Here is an 18,756-nt window from a genome sequence, read left to right as displayed (position 1 = left end):
GCGCCTCTCGAGGGCCGCGGCGTCGCACCTCCCCGAGGCAGCCGTCGCGACGCTCTTCGCCCTCCCGTTCATGGCGGAGCCCGCCTACGCCTACGTCGACCCCTCCGTGATGACCTACACCATCCAGGCGCTCGCCGGCGTCGCCGTGGCTCTCTCGGCCGTGCTCGGCGTGGCCTTCCGCAAGACGAGGCGCAAGCTGTTCTCGCTTCTCAAGATCGACGAGAACGCTCGCAAGGAGGTCGAGGGGGACATCCACCGCGTCGTCGCCGGCGAGCCCGTCGGCGACGACGGAGCGCCGCTCCCGCCCCGCGAAGAGACTCTCGAGGGGAGCCGAGCCGGCGACGCAAAAAAAGACGGGGACGACTCCGCGTCCAAAAGAATCCGATGGGGCGCTCGCTTCGGATACGCGCTCCTCGCATCGGCGTTTCTCTTCTACACCCTGCTTGTTGTCGCCCCCCTCGAAATCGTCGCATCGAATTCAGGGAGCCTTCTCGTCGGCGTCGAAGACGTCGGCTGGTACATGGTGGCGTTTTCCGCGGGACTTACGATAGCATGCGCGTTGCTCCTGTCGGCATTGCGCGGCAAGGCTTTTGCCGTCGCCCTCGCTGCGGTAACGGGGTTCGCCATATGTTGCTATCTGCAGGCAATGTTTATGAACCAAGGCCTTCCGATTGCCGACGGAAATCCGGTTTCTTGGCAGGACCACGCACCGAAAACCTGGGGGACCGCCGCCGTATGGCTTGCCCTTCTCGCAGCATTGGGAACAGCAAGCCTAATCAGGCCACGGCTGTCGCGCATTCTCGGAGCTGCTGCGGCAATCGCACTCGTCATCGTGCAAAGCATCGGAGTTGCAAGCCTGCTTCTCAACCCCGAGGCACTTACAGCAATGGGCGCAGAGAAGTTCGAATGCACCGAGGACGGCCTGTTCGAGCTCGCCCCCGAAAATAACGTCGTAGTGTTCGTGCTCGACACGTACGATACGAACGATTTGCTCCGCATTCACGAGATCGCACCGGATTGCTTTCTCCCGTTCGAAGATTTCACCTTGTTCAGCAACGTTACCGGATCTATGGTTCCCACACGCTACGGCGTGCCCTTCCTCACCACCGCCGCCCTTCCCGAAAAGGGGGAATCCTTCGACGAGTTTTACGAAAACCGATACAACAACAGCACCTTTTTGCCCGATGTTGCCGCCGCTGACTATTCGATCGGCCTGTACAGCGACTCGCTTGAGCTCGATTTCGACACCGACAAGGAAAAGGAAATAGCCCGAAGCACCGTCAACCTGCATTCGACCGAGAAAAAGCAGATCAACGCAATGGAAACGATCAAGATGCTCGCAAAGAGCGCCCTGTACCGCGATCTCCCCTGGACCCTCAAGCCATCGTTCTGGTATTACACCGATGAAATGAACAACGCCATGGTAACCCTCAGCGCCGACGAAAGAGACGACGCGAGCACCCTCTACCAAATGAACGACCCCGCTTATTACGAAAAGCTCACGACCAAACGCCTCAGCGTCGTCGACGAGGGAACCGCGGGCGCGTTCAGGTTCATACACCTTAACGGCACCCATATTCCCTACCTCATGGACGAAAGCTGCACCGAGGTCGGCGAGGGAAACGCAACGCTCGATCAGCAAGCCGAAGGCGCGCTCAACATAGTCGGAGAATACCTCGAGCAGATGAAGGAGCTCGGCGTGTACGACTCCTCGACGATCGTCGTCACGGCAGACCACGGCTACTGGTACAGCACGCCCGACATGGTTGCTGGGCCAACAAGCCCGATCATGCTCGTAAAGCCAGCCAACGATTCTGGAAGCCGAAAACCGATGGCGATTTCGAACGCCCCCGTCAGTCACATGGATTTTCATCCGACCGTCATCGAGGCGATCGGCGGCGACAGCGACGCATACGGCGATACGGTTTTCGAGATCAACGATCCCGGCCGGAAGCGCCTTTACTACATGACCACCTCGAACGGCAGGCACGATACGGGCATCAGGGAAATCGAAATCAGCGGCGATGCGCTCGACTTCAACAACTGGAAACTGACTGGAAACGATTGGCCCATCACCCCGCCCGAAGACTAACCGCAGATCGCATTCGTTCAATATGCAAGCAACTTGCATATTGAGGGCTTCTCGGTAGAGTGCACTAGGTTTATCATAGTCATTCGGCCGTCACGACAGCCGGGTTTTGTCGCGACTTCATATCATGCGACGCACGATCTTCGATCGGGGAAGGGTCTCTCGCACAATGGAATGGCTTGCGCAAGCGCTCGACTTCATCATGAAGCCATGCTATCAACTCACGGGCAATTGGTGGATCGCCATACTCCTGTTCACCGTCATCGTCAAAATCGTCCTCTTACCCATGTCGCTGTGGTGCCAGAAGAACAGCATCGTCATGGTGCAGCTCATGCCGAGCCTCAACCGCATCAAGGTCAAGTACTTCGGCGACCGCGAAACCATCGGCGACAAGCAACACGAGATGTTCAAGGAAAAGCACTACCATCCGATGCTGAGCCTCGTACCGCTCGCCGTGCAGATCCTCATCCTATTCGGCCTTGTCGACGTAATTCACTCGATCACCGACTACGGTGCCCCAGGTACCGAGCTTTTGGGCATGGTTCCCGCAACCGACGGCGGCATCTCCTGGCTCATGCCGCTCTTCGCCGGACTCTCGGCGATCGTTATGGGGTTCGCGCAAAACCGCATTAATCCGCTGCAACGCGAGCAATCGCGTGCCGAGAAAAACATGACGAACGGCCTGTCGATCGGCCTGTCGTTCGTGCTCGGCATCTTCGTTGCAACGGGCATGGGTTTCTATTGGGTCTGCTCCAACCTCATGTCCATCGCCATCCAGGCGCTTTGCAACGTGATCATCCCGCCCAAAAAGCACATCGACTACGAGGACCTCGAAGCGAGCAAAAACGAGCTTGCGGAGCTCGAGGCGCTCGATGCGAACGGCGAGAAGTGGTACCAGAGAAACCCTCTCGCAAAACGCGAGAAAGCCGACTACAAGCGCTTCTTCAACGTCGTCAACAAGCACATCGTCTTCTACTCTGAAAGCAGTGGCTTCTACAAGTACTTCCAAGGAACGATCGAATGGCTGCTCGAAAACTCGGATATGCCCATCCACTACGTCACCAGCGATCCCGATGACCAGATATTTTGCATAGCCGAAGATCAGCCGCGCATCCGCCCCTACTACATCGGGCCGAAACGCATCATCACGCTCATGATGAAGATGGACGCGCAAATGGTCGTCGCCACACTCGAGGACCTCGACAATTACTATATCAAACGCTCATACGTTTGCGACGACACCGAGTACGTGTTCTTCTTCCACCACATGACCTCGACCCACATGACGCCGAACAAAGGGGCGTTTGACGGATACGACACCATCATGTGCGTCGGACAGCATCAGATCGATGAGCTTCGACGCGCTGAGGAGCTCTACGATACGCCCGCAAAAACACTGGTTCCCTATGGCTACGATCTGCTCGACCGCACCATCGAGAACTACGAGAAAATCGCCGCAAAGAGCGTACGGAAAAGCGATCGTCCGACCGTGATCATCGCGCCCTCATGGCAGGAAGGCTGCATCCTCGATACCTGCATAGACGAACTCATCGAAGGCCTCGACGGGCAGGGATACCGCATCATCGTGCGGCCGCACCCCGAATACACCAAACGCTACCGTCCCCGCTGGGAAGCAATCCTCGCCCGCCACGCCGGCAAACCCGACGACGAGCTGCACTTCGAGGACGATTTCTCGTCGAACGAATCGGTATTCACCTCCGATATCCTGATCACCGACTGGTCGACGGTTGCCCACGAGTTTTCCTTCTCCACGAACAAGCCGAGCATCTTCATCGACACGCCCATGAAAGTCAACAACCCCGATTACGAAGAACTCGGCATCGTGCCCACCGATATCTCGCTGCGTAGCGAGATCGGCACGTCGCTTCCGCTCGACGGTCTCGACAGGCTAGCCGAAACCGTGACGGAGATGCTCGCAAACCAGGAAANGTCGTCGCCGGCGAGCCCGTCGGCGACGCGTCTTCCAAGGGCAACCAGGACGTCGGCATGCGCGGCGACAAACGTCCGCCCTCGAACCAACCCGCCCGCGCGGGCGTTGAAAAACGCGATCCAGCGAATAAGCTTCGTTGGCGTGCGCGAATCGGCTACGGGCTTATCGCCTCGGCGTTTCTCTTCTACACCCTGTTCGTCGTCGCCCCCGTTGAAATCGTCGCCTCGAACGCAAGCAGCCTAACTATGGGCGTCGGGGATGTCGGCTGGTACATGGTCGCTTTTGCCAGCTGCCTTGCGCTCGCGTGCGCCCTCCTCATGTCGGTGCTCAGAGGCCGCGCGTTCACCGTCGCTTTCCTCGCTATGACGGGCATCGCCATAGGCTGCTACGTCCAAGCCATGTTCATGAACCAGGGCCTCCCAACCGCCGACGGAACGTCGGTACCCTGGCAAGATTACACCATGACGACCTTCACCACCGCATTTGTATGGATAGCCCTGATCACGGCGCTGATTCTCGTGAGCCGCAAGTTTGCCCGCCAAACGCGAATGATCGCTACAGCGACAGCGGTGGCCCTCATTGCGGTGCAGAGCGTCGGCCTGGCGAGTCTCATCGTTGACCCAGACGTGCTAACCGGCGGGAAGGAGGAAACCGAACCGATCGCCTGTACCGAGGACGGTTTGTTCGAGCTATCGACCGAAAGCAACGTCGTGGTATTCGTCCTCGATACCTACGACACGGCAGACCTGAAGAACGTCCTCAAAGTTGAGCCGGATTTACTTCAGTCGTTCGAAGACTTCACGTTCTTCGAAAACTCTACGGGGTCAATGGTTCCCACACGCTATGCGGTGCCGTTCCTGCTCACCGACATCGAGCCCAAGAAGGGGCAGACCTTCGATGACTTCCTCGCCAACCGATACGGCAACGCGAGCTTTCTCAACGACGTATACGACACCGATTATTCGATCGGTCTGTACAGCGATTCCCTTGGAATGGATTACACGCTTCCCACCGAAAAAGAGCTTGCTGCGCAAACCGTCAACCTGCACCCGACGAGCATACGACACGTTAACGTTTCCGGCTCCATTGCGATTCTTGCGAAAGCAGCGCTCTACCGGGACATGCCATGGCTGCTCAAGCCGCAATTCTGGTTCTACACCGACGAGATGAACAACGAAATGGTTTCAACCGTCGACAGCGGAGACGACGCAAACACGCTCTATCAGATGAACGATGCCGCCTATTTCGAGAAACTCAAGGAATCGAAGCTGAGCCTGGTCGACGACGGCAAAGCAGGCGCCTTCCGATTCATTCACCTTTCGGGAGCGCATCCCCCCTACACCCTCGACGAGAATGGCAGCAACGTAGGAGAAAACGGCTCCTCCTTCACGCAGCAGGCGATCGGATCTATGAGGATCGTCAACGAATACCTTGAACAGATGAAGGAACTCGGCGTGTACGACTCATCGACGATCATCGTAACCGCCGACCATGGGTACTGGTACATCCCGCCCGTCCTACCAGACCTGAAATGGGGCGCCTCAAGCCCGATCATGCTCGTCAAACCTGCCAACGAAAGCGGCGAGCGGCAGCCGATTGCCGTATCCGATATGCCCGTGAGCCATATGGACTTCCATCCGACCGTCATCCAGGCAATGGGAGGCGATAGCGCGAAGTACGGCGAGACGGTCTTCGAGGTCGACGACCCGAACCGCAAGCGAATCTATTACATGACCATTGCGGACGGCAGTCACGACACCGGTATCCAAGAGATCGAGATCAGCGGCGATGCGCTCGACTTCAACAATTGGAAATTGACCGAAAGCTTTTGGCCCGTCAGCCCGCCCAAAAGCTAGCACGACCCGTACGCAGCCGATCCGCAACGCACAACCGAGAACGTCGCCGAAAGCGGCGTTCTTTTTTTTGCCGCCGTCCAGCTGCCCGCCCGAATCGGATCCGCGCCCGAGCGCCATAGCCCATCGGGGCACCGTACCCATTATTGACAAACATTCGTTCGCTTGTATACTATCGAACGAATGTTCTTTTCAAATCGCGGTAAGCTGAGGTGTTGTGGGCGCGGGAAGAATGATATACGGCATCGACTCGGAGCAGGGTTACCGCCCCTGCCCTATCCCGCCGCGGGAAGCGCGGCCTACGCGCCAGGCGGCTCGGGCGCATGCGCATGTCCGGCAAGCGCCCGTCGGGTCGTTCGTAGAGCTCGAAGTGGCCGAGCAACGGCTGACAAAGTCCACGGGCCTCAATGCCCCTTGCGCCGGGAGGCCCCGCTCCGAACCGCAGCCGATCTGCCCCGATCCGGACAAAGCGCAAGCGCTTTTCCGCGACATGAGGCACATCGCGCAGCAGGGCGTCTGGTACCACATGGGCAAGGCAGAGGTGTTCTACCAACAGGCCGTACTCGCCGCCGACCATGCCGACGAGTACGAAGGAGGCGCCTCGTTCTCTTGCTACTACCCTCGTTACCAGAAGATGGGCTACGGGCAGCTGAGAACATATTTCAGCTGGCGCACGAATGCCCGCAGGGGCTTTATCCAAGAAACGGATACCTCGTATGCGTTTCTCTATGCCTACGAGCTCTTGCACAACATCGGCGTTTCCGATCCCCGCGAAGGGCTCGAGAAGCTCGTCGAGCTCTGGGACACCCTCCGGACGAGCGATCCCGTCCTCGATCGCTACGTACCCGCCTGGATCAAGGATTACTTCGTGTACTACCTGCCCGACGCGTCGTTTCGATCGTTCGCACTCGAACAGGACATGCAGGCGTTTTACCCCACCGTATTCTGTTTCGAAGCGAACGCAGACGAGGGCTTCGATCTGTTCTCGGGCATAGCGGCTTACGACATCAGGCGTTCGATCTTCTACACCAACGAAACCAGCGATCTGATCCGCCGGTGCTTCGCGTTCGTGCTCGACCGGCTGCGCGGGGTGTTTTCTGAAAAGAAGCGCTGCTTCGATGATTTCGTCTTTCGCGTTGCCAAGCGCCCCTCGCGATGGACACCGTTCGTCAGGGCGCTGTTCTACGACCACCTTGCACAGGAGGATCACGTGGTCCGCATCTCCGAAAAGGAGGTATACGAGCACGAAGATGGCGTATGGACAGCAAAAACCGTTTCGCTCGACAATGGAGGCTCGCAGATGATCGGCTACATCATGAAGGCGACGGAAGCCCGTTTGCGCACGATTCGGAAATTTCGCTACCGCCTTTCGGCCGATCTCGACTCCTTCAAGGCGGTCGACCAAAACGCGTTCGAGCGAATCGGGATTTCGATCACCGACGAAGTCGAGCGGGCGTGCGACGAATTCTACCGGCGCTTCACCCGCAAGACGATTGCCGTTGATCCCGGCAATCTCAAGCGAATACGGATCGACGCCCTCTCGACGCAGGAAAAGCTCCTGGTACCCATCGTTGACCCCACTCTGGTTTTGCCGACGCAGCCTCTTGCGGAAGCCGAGCCTCCAAGCGAGTCGACGAGCCTTCTCGAACCCGTTCCCATAGCACGGGATACGCCGGATCCGTCCGATGCCTGGGCCGAGCTCGCAACGCTGTTCAGCGAAGCCGAGGCGGATGCCGTCCGGGCAGCCCTGGCGCACGAAGACGTCAGCCGATGCGCGCTCGATTGCAACGTCATGCCCGAGGTGCTCGTCGACGGCATCAACGAGAAGGCCGCAGACATCATCGGCGATGCGATCCTCGAAGTCGGGGATGCGGTGCACGTGTACGAAGATTACGAACGAGACCTCAGGAAAGCGATGGATGCATAGATGGAAAACCAGGTACCGAAACGCATAGCGAACGTCGTGATGAACGCGCTCAAGGGAGGGGTGGTGCCGCGCGTCGGCCTCGAATACATAACGGTCGGCCGCACGCGCGAGATCGATGCCATCCTGCATGACATCGGCATCATCGAAGACGGCGGGGCGACGTTTCGGTTCATCGTCGGCAAGTACGGAAGCGGCAAGAGCTTCCTGCTCCAAACCATCCGCAACTACGCCACCGCCAAGGGGTTCGTCGTCATGGACGCAGACCTCTCGCCCGAGCGGCGGTTCGCGGGCACCAAGGGTCAGGGTCTTGCCACCTACAAGGAACTCGTGCGCACCATGTCGGTCAAATCGAAGCCGGACGGGGGCGCACTCTCGCTCGTGCTCGAACGCTGGATTTCGAGCATCCAAGCCGAGGTCGCCCAAGAGCATCCCGTCGGAAGCGCCGCGTTCGATGCGCGGGTGGAGCGGAGCATCTACCGGGTCACCAACGAGCTCGAGGGCATGGTGAACGGGTTCGAGTTCGCGCGGGCCGTCGCGCTGTACTACAGCGCGTACCGTACCGACGATCAGGCAACGAAATCGAACGTTCTCAAGTGGTTTCGGGGCGAGTACGCTTCAAGGCGCGAGGCGAAGGCGGACCTCGGCATCAACTGGATCGTCTCCGACGACACCTGGTACGACTTCCTGAAAATCATCGCCGCATTCGTCGTAGGAGCCGGCTACAACGGCACGCTCGTCATGGTCGACGAGCTCGTGAACATCTTCAAGATACCCAATTCCGTATCGAGGCAGAACAACTACGAGAAGCTGCTCACGATGTACAACGACGCTCTGCAGGGCAAGGCCCAGCACATTGGCTTTCTGATGGGATGCACGCCCCAGTGCGTCGAAGACCGCTACAAGGGCATCTTCAGCTACGAGGCGCTCAGGTCGCGCCTGACCGAGGGGCATTTCTCAACCGACGGCAGAAAGGACCTCACCGCGCCGATCATCCGCTTGGAGATGCTCTCGCAGGAAGAGCTGTACGTGCTCGTCGAAAAGCTGCGCGACATCCATGCGCAGCTCTACGGCTACGAGCCGTCGATCGGCCACGAGGATCTCGTGTACTTCCTCACCGTCGAGTACAACCGAGTGGGCGCCGATACCCATATCACCCCGCGCGAGATCATCCGCGACTTCATCGAAATTCTCGGCATCGCTCACCAGAACCCCCAGACGAGCATCCAGGAGGTTTTGGGCGACAACAGCTTCGCCATGGCCAAGGGCGGCCTTACCGATGAAGACATTCACAGCGACTTCGCGGAGTTCGAGCTATGAGCGATGCGTTCGGGCGGCTGGCTCCCTTTATCCAGGATTATATCTATGTCAACGGCTGGTCGGAGCTCCGCGCCGTCCAGGTAGCGGCATGCGAGGTCATCTTCGACACCGAGAGCAACCTGCTTTTGTCCTCGGGCACCGCATCGGGCAAAACCGAGGCCGCGTTTCTGCCCGTGCTGACCGATCTTTTCGAGAATCCCGCAAAATCAGTGGGCGTTCTGTACATCAGCCCCCTCAAAGCCCTTGTCAACGATCAGTTCAAACGCCTCGAGCAGATTCTCGTCGACGGCAACATACCCGTCTGCAAGTGGCACGGCGACGCGTCGGTGTCCAAGAAGAACGCGCTTGTAAAGAACCCCGAAGGCGTTCTTCAGATCACACCCGAATCGCTTGAGAGCCTGCTCATGAACAAGCGGGGCGCCTGCATCAAGATGTTCTCAGATCTGCGCTACGTTATCATCGACGAAGTGCACCACTTCATGCGCGATTCGCGGGGCATCCAGGTGCTCTGCTTGCTCGAACGGCTGCAGAGGATCACCGGCACCGCACCGCGCCGCATCGGACTTTCCGCCACCTTGGGCGATCTCGGGCTTGCGCAGAGCTGGCTCAGCACCGGCTCGGGACGCGACTGCATGGCGCCGGTGACCGACGAGAAGAGCGGCAGCATCCGCCTGTTCGTCCACCGTTTCGTCAAGGTGCAGGACGGCGATGAGAACCTCGCCGATTCAGGCGACCGCGCGCACTTCGAATATCTGTTCAAAATGACGCTCGACAAGAAAACGATCGTCTTCGCAAACTCCCGCGAGGAAATCGAGTTCATCATGGCCAACCTTCGGGAGATCGCGATCAAAAACAAGGCACCAGACGTGTACCGCGTCCATCACGGCAACGTATCGGCTCAGCTGCGAGAGCAAGCCGAAGACGAGATGAAGATATCCGAGGACAAGATCGTNCGAGCCCAAGCCGAGGCCGAGATGAAGATATCCGCGGACAAAACTGTCACCGGGGCCACCTCTCCGCTCGAACCCGGCATCGACCTCGGCTCGCTCGACCAGGCGGTCCAGATCGGAGCGCCCGCCACCGTTTCGAGCTTCGCCCAGCGCCTCGGGCGATGCGGGCGGCGCGGGCAGATCCCCGAGCTTCTGTTCACGTTCGTCGAAGACGTCCAGGCCACCGCAGCCGACAAGCTCGGCCCGATCAATTGGTCGTTTCTCAGGCTCATCGCCATCATCGAGCTGTACACCAAAAAACGCTGGATCGAACCGATCCCGCCGCAGAGACACCCCTATTCGCTGCTCTACCACCAGACCATGAGCTGCCTGAAAAGCAACGGGGAGCTCTCCCCCGCTTCCCTTGCGCAGGAGATCCTCTCGCTCGAGAGCTTCCGCGAGATCAGCAAAGACGACTATCGCCTGCTGCTCAGCCACCTCGTCGAAACCGAGCACGTGCAGCCGACGGAGCAGGGCGGCCTCATCATCGGGCGCATCGGTGAGAAGATCGTCAACCACTTCCACTTTTACACCGTATTCATCGTGCCCGAATACTACCTCGTGAAAGACGAGAACAAGCCCATCGGCACCGTCGACAAGGTATACCCCGCAGGCATGAGATTCTCGCTCGCCGGCATAACATGGGAAACCGTCGCCGTAAACGAGAAGTCGAAGGTCATCTTCGTCAAGCGCGTAGGCGGCATCTCGGTGGTCGATTGGGACGTCGATTTCGAATCGGAGCTGCATACGGTGCTCGTGCGCACCGTGCGAGACGTCCTTCGAAACGGCAAGCATTACCCGTATCTGAGCGAAAGCTGCGCCGAGCGCCTCCGCGAAATTCGCTACCTCGCATTGGGAAGCGGCATCGCCGACCATCTGGTCACGCCGCTATCGGATCGCACGTTCGCCGTCTTTCCCTGGGTGGGCACGCGACAGCTGTTCACCCTGCACTTCTGCCTGCTCGGAAGGGGCATCAAGAGCAAGGTTCCCTGGAGGACGTCGGTTTATCTCGAGGTGAACTACAGCGGCACCGCCGAGGAGCTCGAAAACGAAATCCACGCGATCCTCGCATCGCAGCCAGACCTGCACAGCCTGCCTTTGCCCGACGGCATAGAGATCGCGAGCAAGTACAACGCATTCGTTCCCTATTCGCTCGTGCGCAAGCAGTTCGTCGAGGACTTCCTCGATTTCGACGGGCTGGTGAAGGATATGGGATACGGGAGGTAGCGCCAGTTAGCCGCAAAGGGCAATCATGAGGACTTCAGCAGAGATGTTTGCGCTTTTTACGAGGATTGCGCGCTCGGACGAGAGAATTCGCGCAGCGACGCTCGAAGGAAGCCGTGTTAATTCAAGCGTGCCTCCCGACGCGTGGCAGGATTACGATGCCGCCTTCTTGGTCACGGATGTAGAAAGCTTTACCCGCTCCGAAGCGTGGCTCGAAGCGTTCGGCGATGTAGTCTTTTTGCAAAAACCCGAGGCGATGGAATTATTCCCACCCGACTTTCCCGCCGGGTGGTTTTCCTATTTGATGCTGTTTTCCGACGGCACGAAAATAGACCTCACCCTCGTTCCCGATACCGATGCCGCCGAGTACGCCCGACAAGATCCGTTGATTCGGGTTCTGCTCGATAAAGACGGCGTCTGCGCGGACATAAAGGAGCCGTTCGACGAGCGGTTTTGGATACAGAAACCTCGACCGGCATACGTCGGCGACTGTGCAAACGAATTCTTCTTCGCCTGCACCTATGCAGCAAGAGGACTGCTGCGCAACGAGCTCTTGTTTGCGAACTGGATGTTCGAGCAGATACTGCGCGTCGAGCTTCTTCGGATGCTCGGCTATGCGGCAGGCGCGCGAAACGGGTTTCCGCTCAATACGGGAAAGCACGACAAATGGCTACTCCCGCTTTCTGTCGGAAAGCGAACGCGAAGCGCTGTTTAAAACGTATCGGCTCGACAGCATCGACGCAGCATGGAAAAGCCTCTATGCAGCTCTCGACCTGTTCGAAAGCGCCCTGATCGAAGTATGCGAATCCCTTTCGTACGGTTGCCCGAACCGCAGAAAGGCAATCGAAGAATACATCGAGACGCTGAGGACGGAGCAATGAGCTCTTGCTTGCCATCGCCACAACAGGCAACCGGCACAAACAGACGGCTCGCTAAAACGCAGCGACCAATGCGCGCTGATCCCGAGGTATACCCCACCGAGACAACAGCGGTTTACCGATCCCCGCTTACCAGATCGAGCAGCTCTTGGCGGTTGTGGATGTCGAGCTTGGCATAGATGCGCCGCGAATGAGTGCGAACGGTGTTCTCGGAAAGATACAGCGTTTCTGCGATGTAAGGTCGCGAGCGTCCTTTGCACAGGTACTGCATGATTTCTATTTCGCGCTTCGACAGTCCACGCTGTTCGCCCACGGCAGCGCAACGCCCGTCGATGACGTCGACTTCCGGACCGCTCGGACGCTCCGTGCCGTTCAGGTCGGAGAGAAGCAATTGGACATCGGGAGAGCGGGACGGCAGGAAAAACGCCACCATGACAACGCTCACCACGAGAAGCGCCGATACGAGCACCGAATCGAACGACGTCAGCCCAAAAAACGACGCCGTGCTCCTTCCCAGCCAATCGGGAATCGAATAGAGCAGCATGCCGGGACAGAACACCATGAACGGCTTGTACGCGCTATGCAAGGCGACGTTTGCGAGCCCCAGCCATAAAAACATCTTCGCAATAACGATAGCCGCCCCGGTAAAGGCCTGGATGAGCTGCGCCATGCCGAGAACGGTCAGCATGAACAACGCGAAGGCCATAAGCACGTAGGCGAACCGCCAAACCACGGTAATGTCCATATGTCCGCGGCGCACGAAAACCCACCAGTACACCGAAACGCAGAACATGAGCAAGATCGCCTGGGACGCCAGTGTAAACGATGGGGTGGCCGCAGTGCCGAAGCTGTAATGGCCGGTGTTTTGCTTGAGCGCCATGTTGAGAATCGACCAGATGTAGAAGAACACGGCCATCGCGACGATAATCCGCGAGAACGGAACAAGCGATCGCTTCGTGAACCACAGGTCGACGGGAGCCTCGCACCCGATGTTCGTCCTATGGAAGACCAGCATGCCTGCAGAAAGAAACGGGAGCAGCAGCATGCACGTCATCGTCGCAGGTTCGGGAAGAAAAGTCGTCACGGCTTTCGCGGCGGCCACCAGCACAATGGCCAGCAACAGCGCTTTGGCCACGTCGGAAGTCGACGATCTCCCATAGCGCGATCCCCATCGCGCAACCATCCACACCTGTGCGCCAGCGAACAGGACGAGCGCCGCCACGAGCATTCCGAGCAACGCCTCGTCGGCTCCCGCAGCCGAAAGCATCAGCATCGCAGCGGCATAGCAGACGGCGAACGCCCAATCGAGTACCCGTGCCGCGCGATCGGGAATCTCCACGCGCCAAAGAACGATGCACAGCACGATGGTCGCAACCACAACCGCTCCCGACCGATTGAGCCACCAGTGGGAAAACGAGGCATCGTAGCTCAGTGCGCTCACCCAGTTCGAGCAGGTGTACCACACGAAAAAACCGACCGCCATCGCAACGACGTTCATCGCCTGCCCGCTATCTCCCCGACAACTCGTCATGGAACCTCCTCGCCCGCATTATCACACACAAAGCGTCCTTCGCATCCGTAAAACCTCCTTCCGAAGTACCGCGCGCATGCGCGGCAGGCTTTTTCGCCCGAATCGGGCTACACGGTTTTCACCGGTTTGCTCCTATTGGGGTCTCACGAAGAATGCTTGCTCAGCATATCGTGGCAGCAAGCTTCGAGCCGGATACGAAAACCGTACCAGAAGACGAATCGAGGCATTCAGGGATGAACGCAACAGGAGGATACGATGGAAAAAAGAAACTCGCTTTCGCGACGCAACTTCATTAAGACGAGCGGAGCCGCAATGCTGGGCGCCGCCGCATTGGGTCTTGCGGGATGCGCACCGTCCGCCAAAAACGAGGCGAACGCCCAAGCGGAATCGGTTCACGACATCCAGTGGGACGAAGAGTTCGACGTCCTTGTTGTCGGAGCCGGGGCGGCAGGTCTCGCAACGGCAGTCGCTATGGCAACCGAAGGAAACGGCGAAACCACGCTTCTGCTCGAAAAGGGATCGACTCTCATCGGCAGCGGCAATTCGCCCGTCTGCAGCGGATCGTTTCATATCACGGAGGACCCCGAGAGCTTCGCCGTGTACATGAAGGCGCTCGTAGAGGGCTTCACAGCCACGCCCGAGTCGATCTACGAGGTGTATGCGCAAGGCACCGCTGAGAACTGGGATTGGCTTGAGGGCCTGGGTATGATCGAAGATGACGTGAAGATAACCCCGCAAGGCGACGGCAAAGCCGAATGGTTCGAACTGGAGAACTCGGGCTCGTTTTCAAAATGCCAGTTCAAAAAGGACAATGCCGACGAAGACCGGCAGCATATAAGCAAGTTTCTGAGTTCGGTATTGGAGCAGTACCCCGATACGGTCACCCGCAAAACGAACGCACCGTTGACCGCGCTTGTTCAAGACCCCGAAACCAAAGCCGTGCTCGGCGGCATATACGATGAAAAGGGAAAGGGGGTCTACGTAAAAGCGCGTAAAGGTGTGGTCATGACGTGCGGAGGCTTCGAAAACGACACCGAGATGCTTCAGGACTACCTCTCCTTCGAACAGATGCACGCAGCGGGCGCCACCGCAAACACAGGTGACGGGCACCGGATTTGCGCGAAACTCGGCGCCAGCATGTGGCACATGAACAGCTTCGCAGGTGCATGGTCAAACGGTATCAGCCTCGACGGCGAGAAAACCATGCCGTACCGAAGCCTGAAAAAAGCGCTTGGCATCGTGGTGGGCGTGAACGGGCGCCGCTTCTATCAAGAATGGGAGGGGACCACCATGTTCACGCAGGGCGAAGAGGGTCCCCTCTCGCTCCACTACGGCTGTCGTCACGGACACCAGAACTTCGGCGGCGAATGGAAGATGCTGCCCCTCCCCGCAAAACAGTGGTTCGTATATGACTCCGAAGGCAAGCGATTCGGTGCCTACATGGGCAAAGACGTGGCAAACAACACGCTGCAAAACCAGACCGAGAAAACCGAGATCGACCCCAGCATCGATGCGGTAGCCGACGGCTACGCGCTTGTTGCCGACACCATCGAAGAGCTTGCGGCGCTTATGGAGGTGCCCGTCGACGAGCTGGTGAACACCGTCAACGTATGGAACGAATCGTGCGCAAACGGCAAAGACGAGCAGTTCCACCGTCCGGCAGATCAGCTGGCTCCGGTGAGCACACCGCCGTTTTACGCCATCAAGTGCATCCCCGAGATTCTCAACACCGACGGAGGCCCGCGCCGCAACGAGAGAGCGCAGATCATCAACACCGACGGCGAACCCATCCCGAACCTGTACTCCTCGGGAGAGTTCGGATCGCTGTGGGCTGCTAAATACCAGGGCAGCGGCAACATCACCGAGTGCATGGTGTTCGGTCGCATAGCGGCACGCGAGCTCATCGCGAAAGAATAAACCGGACCGAAGCTACGCAGAGAGCGGGCGCGACCGGATGGTCGCGCCCGCTCTCTTTTTGTCGCTCAACCTAAAAGCTCTTACGCCTTCGAAGCAACGTTTTCCACCACAACGTTATCCGGTTCACCCTTCAGCAGCGGATCGACGGTAATCACGAAGTTCGGCTGCGTTTCCGTCGCGTCGTCGGATACGATATCAGCCGTATGCGAACTCTGCAGACTATCCATTTCGTCAACTGCAAGGTTCATGCCAGGACACGCCGCAACGCATGCAGGAAGCATACCTGCCGCTTGGCGATCTACGCACATATCGCACTTGTACGTCTTGCTCTCCTGCTCGTCATAGCACGGCGCACCGTAGGGGCATGCCTCAACACAGGTTTGGCAGCCAATACATAGATCGTGGTTCTGCTGCACGATACCGTTTTCAAGTTTAGTATAAGCTTGCACCGGGCAGTTCTTCAGACAGGCCGGTTCCTCGCAATGGTTGCACGACATCGACAGAAACGATACAGCTAAAGGCTCTTTCTGCTTTATTTCGATAACATGGCGAAGCAAAACACCGTTGTTCAATTGCTTCTCGCTCTTGCATGCAATGGAGCACGTTTTGCACCCGTAGCAGTTCTTGTTGTTCATCCAGAATCCAAGCGCCATGGTTTACGCCTCCTTTTTCACTTCGACAAGAGTTTGATTGCAGCAATGGGTTCCGCCGAGCGTCTTCCACTTATCGTTGGTAACGTAACTGCTCGAACCGCCCTGTTGCTCCCACCAACCGTTCTGCAAGCCGACGACACCTTGCTTGATTCTGGTACCTACCTCGGCGATGCCACGATGCTCACCGCGATCGTTGTACACGACAACCGTATCGCCATCTGCGATGCCGCGCGATTCGGCGTCTGCCTCGTTCAGGAGAATAACCGGCTGCACGTCGCACACTTCATCCATCCACTCGAGATTGTTGAAAGTCGAATGCACACTGCGGTATGTCTTGCGCTGCACGCTGAACAAAGGATACTTCGATGCGAGCTCGTTTTCATTGCGCGCATCCTCTTCGGCACGAACGTACGTGGCAATCGGGCTAAAGCCCTCTTTCTTCCATGCGGCAACCCAGAATTCCGCTTTCTTCGACTTGGTAAGAAACTGACCGTCCTTATAGGGAATGTAGTCGTACCCGACCACATCAACGGCCTTCTGCTCAACCAGTTCGTCATAGCTAACGCCCGTTGGTTCAAGCACGTTTGAGATCATTTCCTCCATCGGCTTGCTGAACGCCTCCCCAAAATCGAATCGGCCAGCAAGCTCGGCGAATATGTCGAAATCACTCTTCACTTCACCGGGTCCGTCGATGGCTTTCTCGCAAAGCTGAATCCAGTGACTACGATGATTTGCCAATACGTCTTCGTGTTCGAACTGGGCAGCAACCGGTAGCACAAGATCCGAATACAAAGCAGTCGAGGTTAGGTATTGGTCCACCGTTACGACAAAGGGGATCTTCTCCAAACCCTTACGTACCATATTGGTGTTCGGCCACTGGGTCATCGGGTTACCGGTCATCGACCAGAATACGTTCACTTTGAGCGGGTCCTCATTGAGAACGGCTTCGCCGAATCTGAATCGAGGGATCGCCGGAACCGTGTTATCGAGTTTGGGAACCTCGATGGGAGCCCCCGTTTTCACCTCGTTTACACCGCCAGCATCGCTGACTCCGTCGCCCTCGTGCCCCACATGCCCGCAGAGTGCTGCCAGATACAGTTGGGTGGCAACCGCATTGGTGCCGTTTTCAGTTCTCATGAATCCGCCCATATTCTGGATGATCATAGCCCTGTCAGCCTGGGCGTATTCGCGCGCCAAGCGTTCGATATCGGCCGCAGGAACGCCGCATTCAGCCTCGGCTGCAGCAACGTCCCACTTTGCAGCTTCGGCGTATATCAATTCGAACTCAGTGCTATATGCATCGGCAGCCGATGTTCCATCGAGCGTAAGCGCCGCCTCTACCCCGCTCTTATCATGTCGAACGATCTCGCCACCTGCAGCGTCAAACACTACGAACGATGCAGGATCAGCCTCGTCCTCAAGAACCGGCTCGCCCGTCGATTTGTCAACGAGACACGGAGCACACGTATGCGCGAGCGTATAATCCTTATCGTAAAGTTCTTCGTCGATGACAACCTTGATCATCGCAAGCGCCATCGCCGCATCGGTACCGGGCCACGGGGAAATCCATTCCGAGGCCTTGGAAGCCGATTCGGTGAAGATCGGATCAATCACGACAACCTTGCCACCGTTTTCGATGACTCTCTCGAAACGTTGAAAATAACCTTGCTTGGAGATGGAGGGGTTATTGCCCCACACGATCACGTAATCGCTTTTTTCTATCTGGTTTCGCGTGTCGAGAAAACGCTGTCCGTAAATAGGGACCTGCGCCGCAGTCGTTCCCGCGCAGCACAGCGAGCCGACCGTGGTGCTGGCACCGCCCAAATGAGCAAAAAACGCTGTTGCAACCGGACCGTGCATCGAACCGAAGTTCCCCGATCCAGTTACATAGCAAATAGACTGAACCCCATCGGTCTCTATGGCATCCCTAAACTTTTCTTCGATAAGGTCAAACGCTTCATCCCACGTGATCTCTTTGAATGAACCGGATCCCTTTTCTCCATCGCGAAGCAGCGGCACCGTCAGCCGATTGGGATCCTTGGACATATAGCTACGCGAAATACCGCGAGCACATGCCGAGCAGTCATTCATCTCGGAGGATTCGACTTTAACGATTTCACCGTCAACGACATACGCCTTTAAATTGTGATGCTGGCACTCGGGCGGACAGGACGTATAGAACACTTGGGCATTCGCATACGGGTCAACCACTTCCGGCGATGCTTCTTTCTCAGGCTCCTTCTCGGCCGCCGGGCTGCATCCGGCGAGGCCGACGGCAGCTGCGCCCGTCGCAGCCGCTGCGGCCACGAACGTCCTGCGCGAAAGCGACGGCATTCCATGATCAGCAGATTGCTTCATAGAGTTCCCTTCCTCGATCGTCTTACTCGATAGCACCGTTTCACCCCCGGTGCCCCTCTCGTTCATTCT

General features: G+C 57.9%; 12 protein-coding genes. 9 read left to right on the top strand and 3 right to left on the bottom strand.

The features are described from left to right. The 8 genes from C1722_RS00445 to C1722_RS17705 form a co-directional block, all read left to right on the top strand. Positions 1-2,092 (top strand): alkaline phosphatase family protein (locus C1722_RS00445; protein ID WP_102377517.1); only part of this gene is annotated, 2,092 nt, incomplete at its 5' end. Between the two features lie 124 nt (positions 2,093-2,216). Continuing rightward, complete coding sequence (locus tag C1722_RS00440) at positions 2,217-4,283, top strand: YidC/Oxa1 family membrane protein insertase (RefSeq protein ID WP_425319327.1); 2,067 nt, start codon at positions 2,217-2,219, stop codon at positions 4,281-4,283. A gap of 2 nt (positions 4,284-4,285) precedes the next feature. After that, entirely contained in the window at positions 4,286-5,896 is a 1,611-nt protein-coding gene (locus C1722_RS00435) for an alkaline phosphatase family protein (RefSeq protein ID WP_102377515.1), read from the top strand. Between the two features lie 487 nt (positions 5,897-6,383). After that, complete coding sequence (locus C1722_RS00430) at positions 6,384-7,820, top strand: TerB N-terminal domain-containing protein (protein ID WP_180994955.1); 1,437 nt, start codon at positions 6,384-6,386, stop codon at positions 7,818-7,820. After that, entirely contained in the window at positions 7,821-9,137 is a 1,317-nt protein-coding gene (locus C1722_RS00425) for an ATP-binding protein (RefSeq protein WP_102377513.1), read from the top strand. Further along, complete coding sequence (locus C1722_RS00420; protein ID WP_102377512.1) at positions 9,134-11,353, top strand: DEAD/DEAH box helicase; 2,220 nt, start codon at positions 9,134-9,136, stop codon at positions 11,351-11,353. Before C1722_RS00425 ends, C1722_RS00420 begins: the two co-directional genes overlap by 4 nt. A 25-nt stretch (positions 11,354-11,378) precedes the next feature. Continuing rightward, positions 11,379-12,065, top strand: a complete 687-nt coding sequence (locus C1722_RS00415) for an aminoglycoside 6-adenylyltransferase (RefSeq protein WP_102377511.1) — start codon at positions 11,379-11,381, stop codon at positions 12,063-12,065. After that, positions 11,965-12,231 carry an aminoglycoside 6-adenylyltransferase gene (locus C1722_RS17705; RefSeq protein WP_180994954.1) on the top strand — a complete coding sequence of 89 codons (267 nt, stop codon included), beginning with the start codon at positions 11,965-11,967 and terminating at the stop codon, positions 12,229-12,231. Before C1722_RS00415 ends, C1722_RS17705 begins: the two co-directional genes overlap by 101 nt. A gap of 112 nt (positions 12,232-12,343) precedes the next feature. On the opposite strand, the gene C1722_RS00405 is transcribed toward C1722_RS17705, so the two are convergent. Beyond that, the gene (locus C1722_RS00405) at positions 12,344-13,759 is read right to left on the bottom strand and encodes a response regulator transcription factor (protein ID WP_102377509.1); all 1,416 of its coding nucleotides are present in this window, start codon (positions 13,757-13,759) and stop codon (positions 12,344-12,346) included. A gap of 255 nt (positions 13,760-14,014) precedes the next feature. On the opposite strand from C1722_RS00405, the gene C1722_RS00400 reads away from it, so the two are divergent. Continuing rightward, positions 14,015-15,676 carry an FAD-dependent oxidoreductase gene (locus C1722_RS00400; RefSeq protein WP_102377508.1) on the top strand — a complete coding sequence of 554 codons (1,662 nt, stop codon included), beginning with the start codon at positions 14,015-14,017 and terminating at the stop codon, positions 15,674-15,676. An 80-nt stretch (positions 15,677-15,756) separates the two neighbouring features. Here the strand turns inward: C1722_RS00400 and C1722_RS00395 are convergent, their stop codons facing one another. After that, entirely contained in the window at positions 15,757-16,329 is a 573-nt protein-coding gene (locus tag C1722_RS00395) for a 4Fe-4S dicluster domain-containing protein (protein ID WP_102377507.1), read from the bottom strand. A 3-nt stretch (positions 16,330-16,332) separates the two neighbouring features. Further along, positions 16,333-18,687, bottom strand: coding sequence for a molybdopterin-containing oxidoreductase family protein (locus C1722_RS00390; protein WP_102377506.1), 2,355 nt, complete (start codon positions 18,685-18,687; stop codon positions 16,333-16,335). Positions 18,688-18,756 lie beyond the last annotated feature (69 nt).

Source organism: Raoultibacter timonensis (assembly GCF_900240215.1).
In the GTDB taxonomy this organism is placed as follows: Bacteria; Actinomycetota; Coriobacteriia; order Coriobacteriales; family Eggerthellaceae; genus Raoultibacter; species Raoultibacter timonensis.
This window is presented reverse-complemented; position numbering and strand designations above follow the sequence as displayed.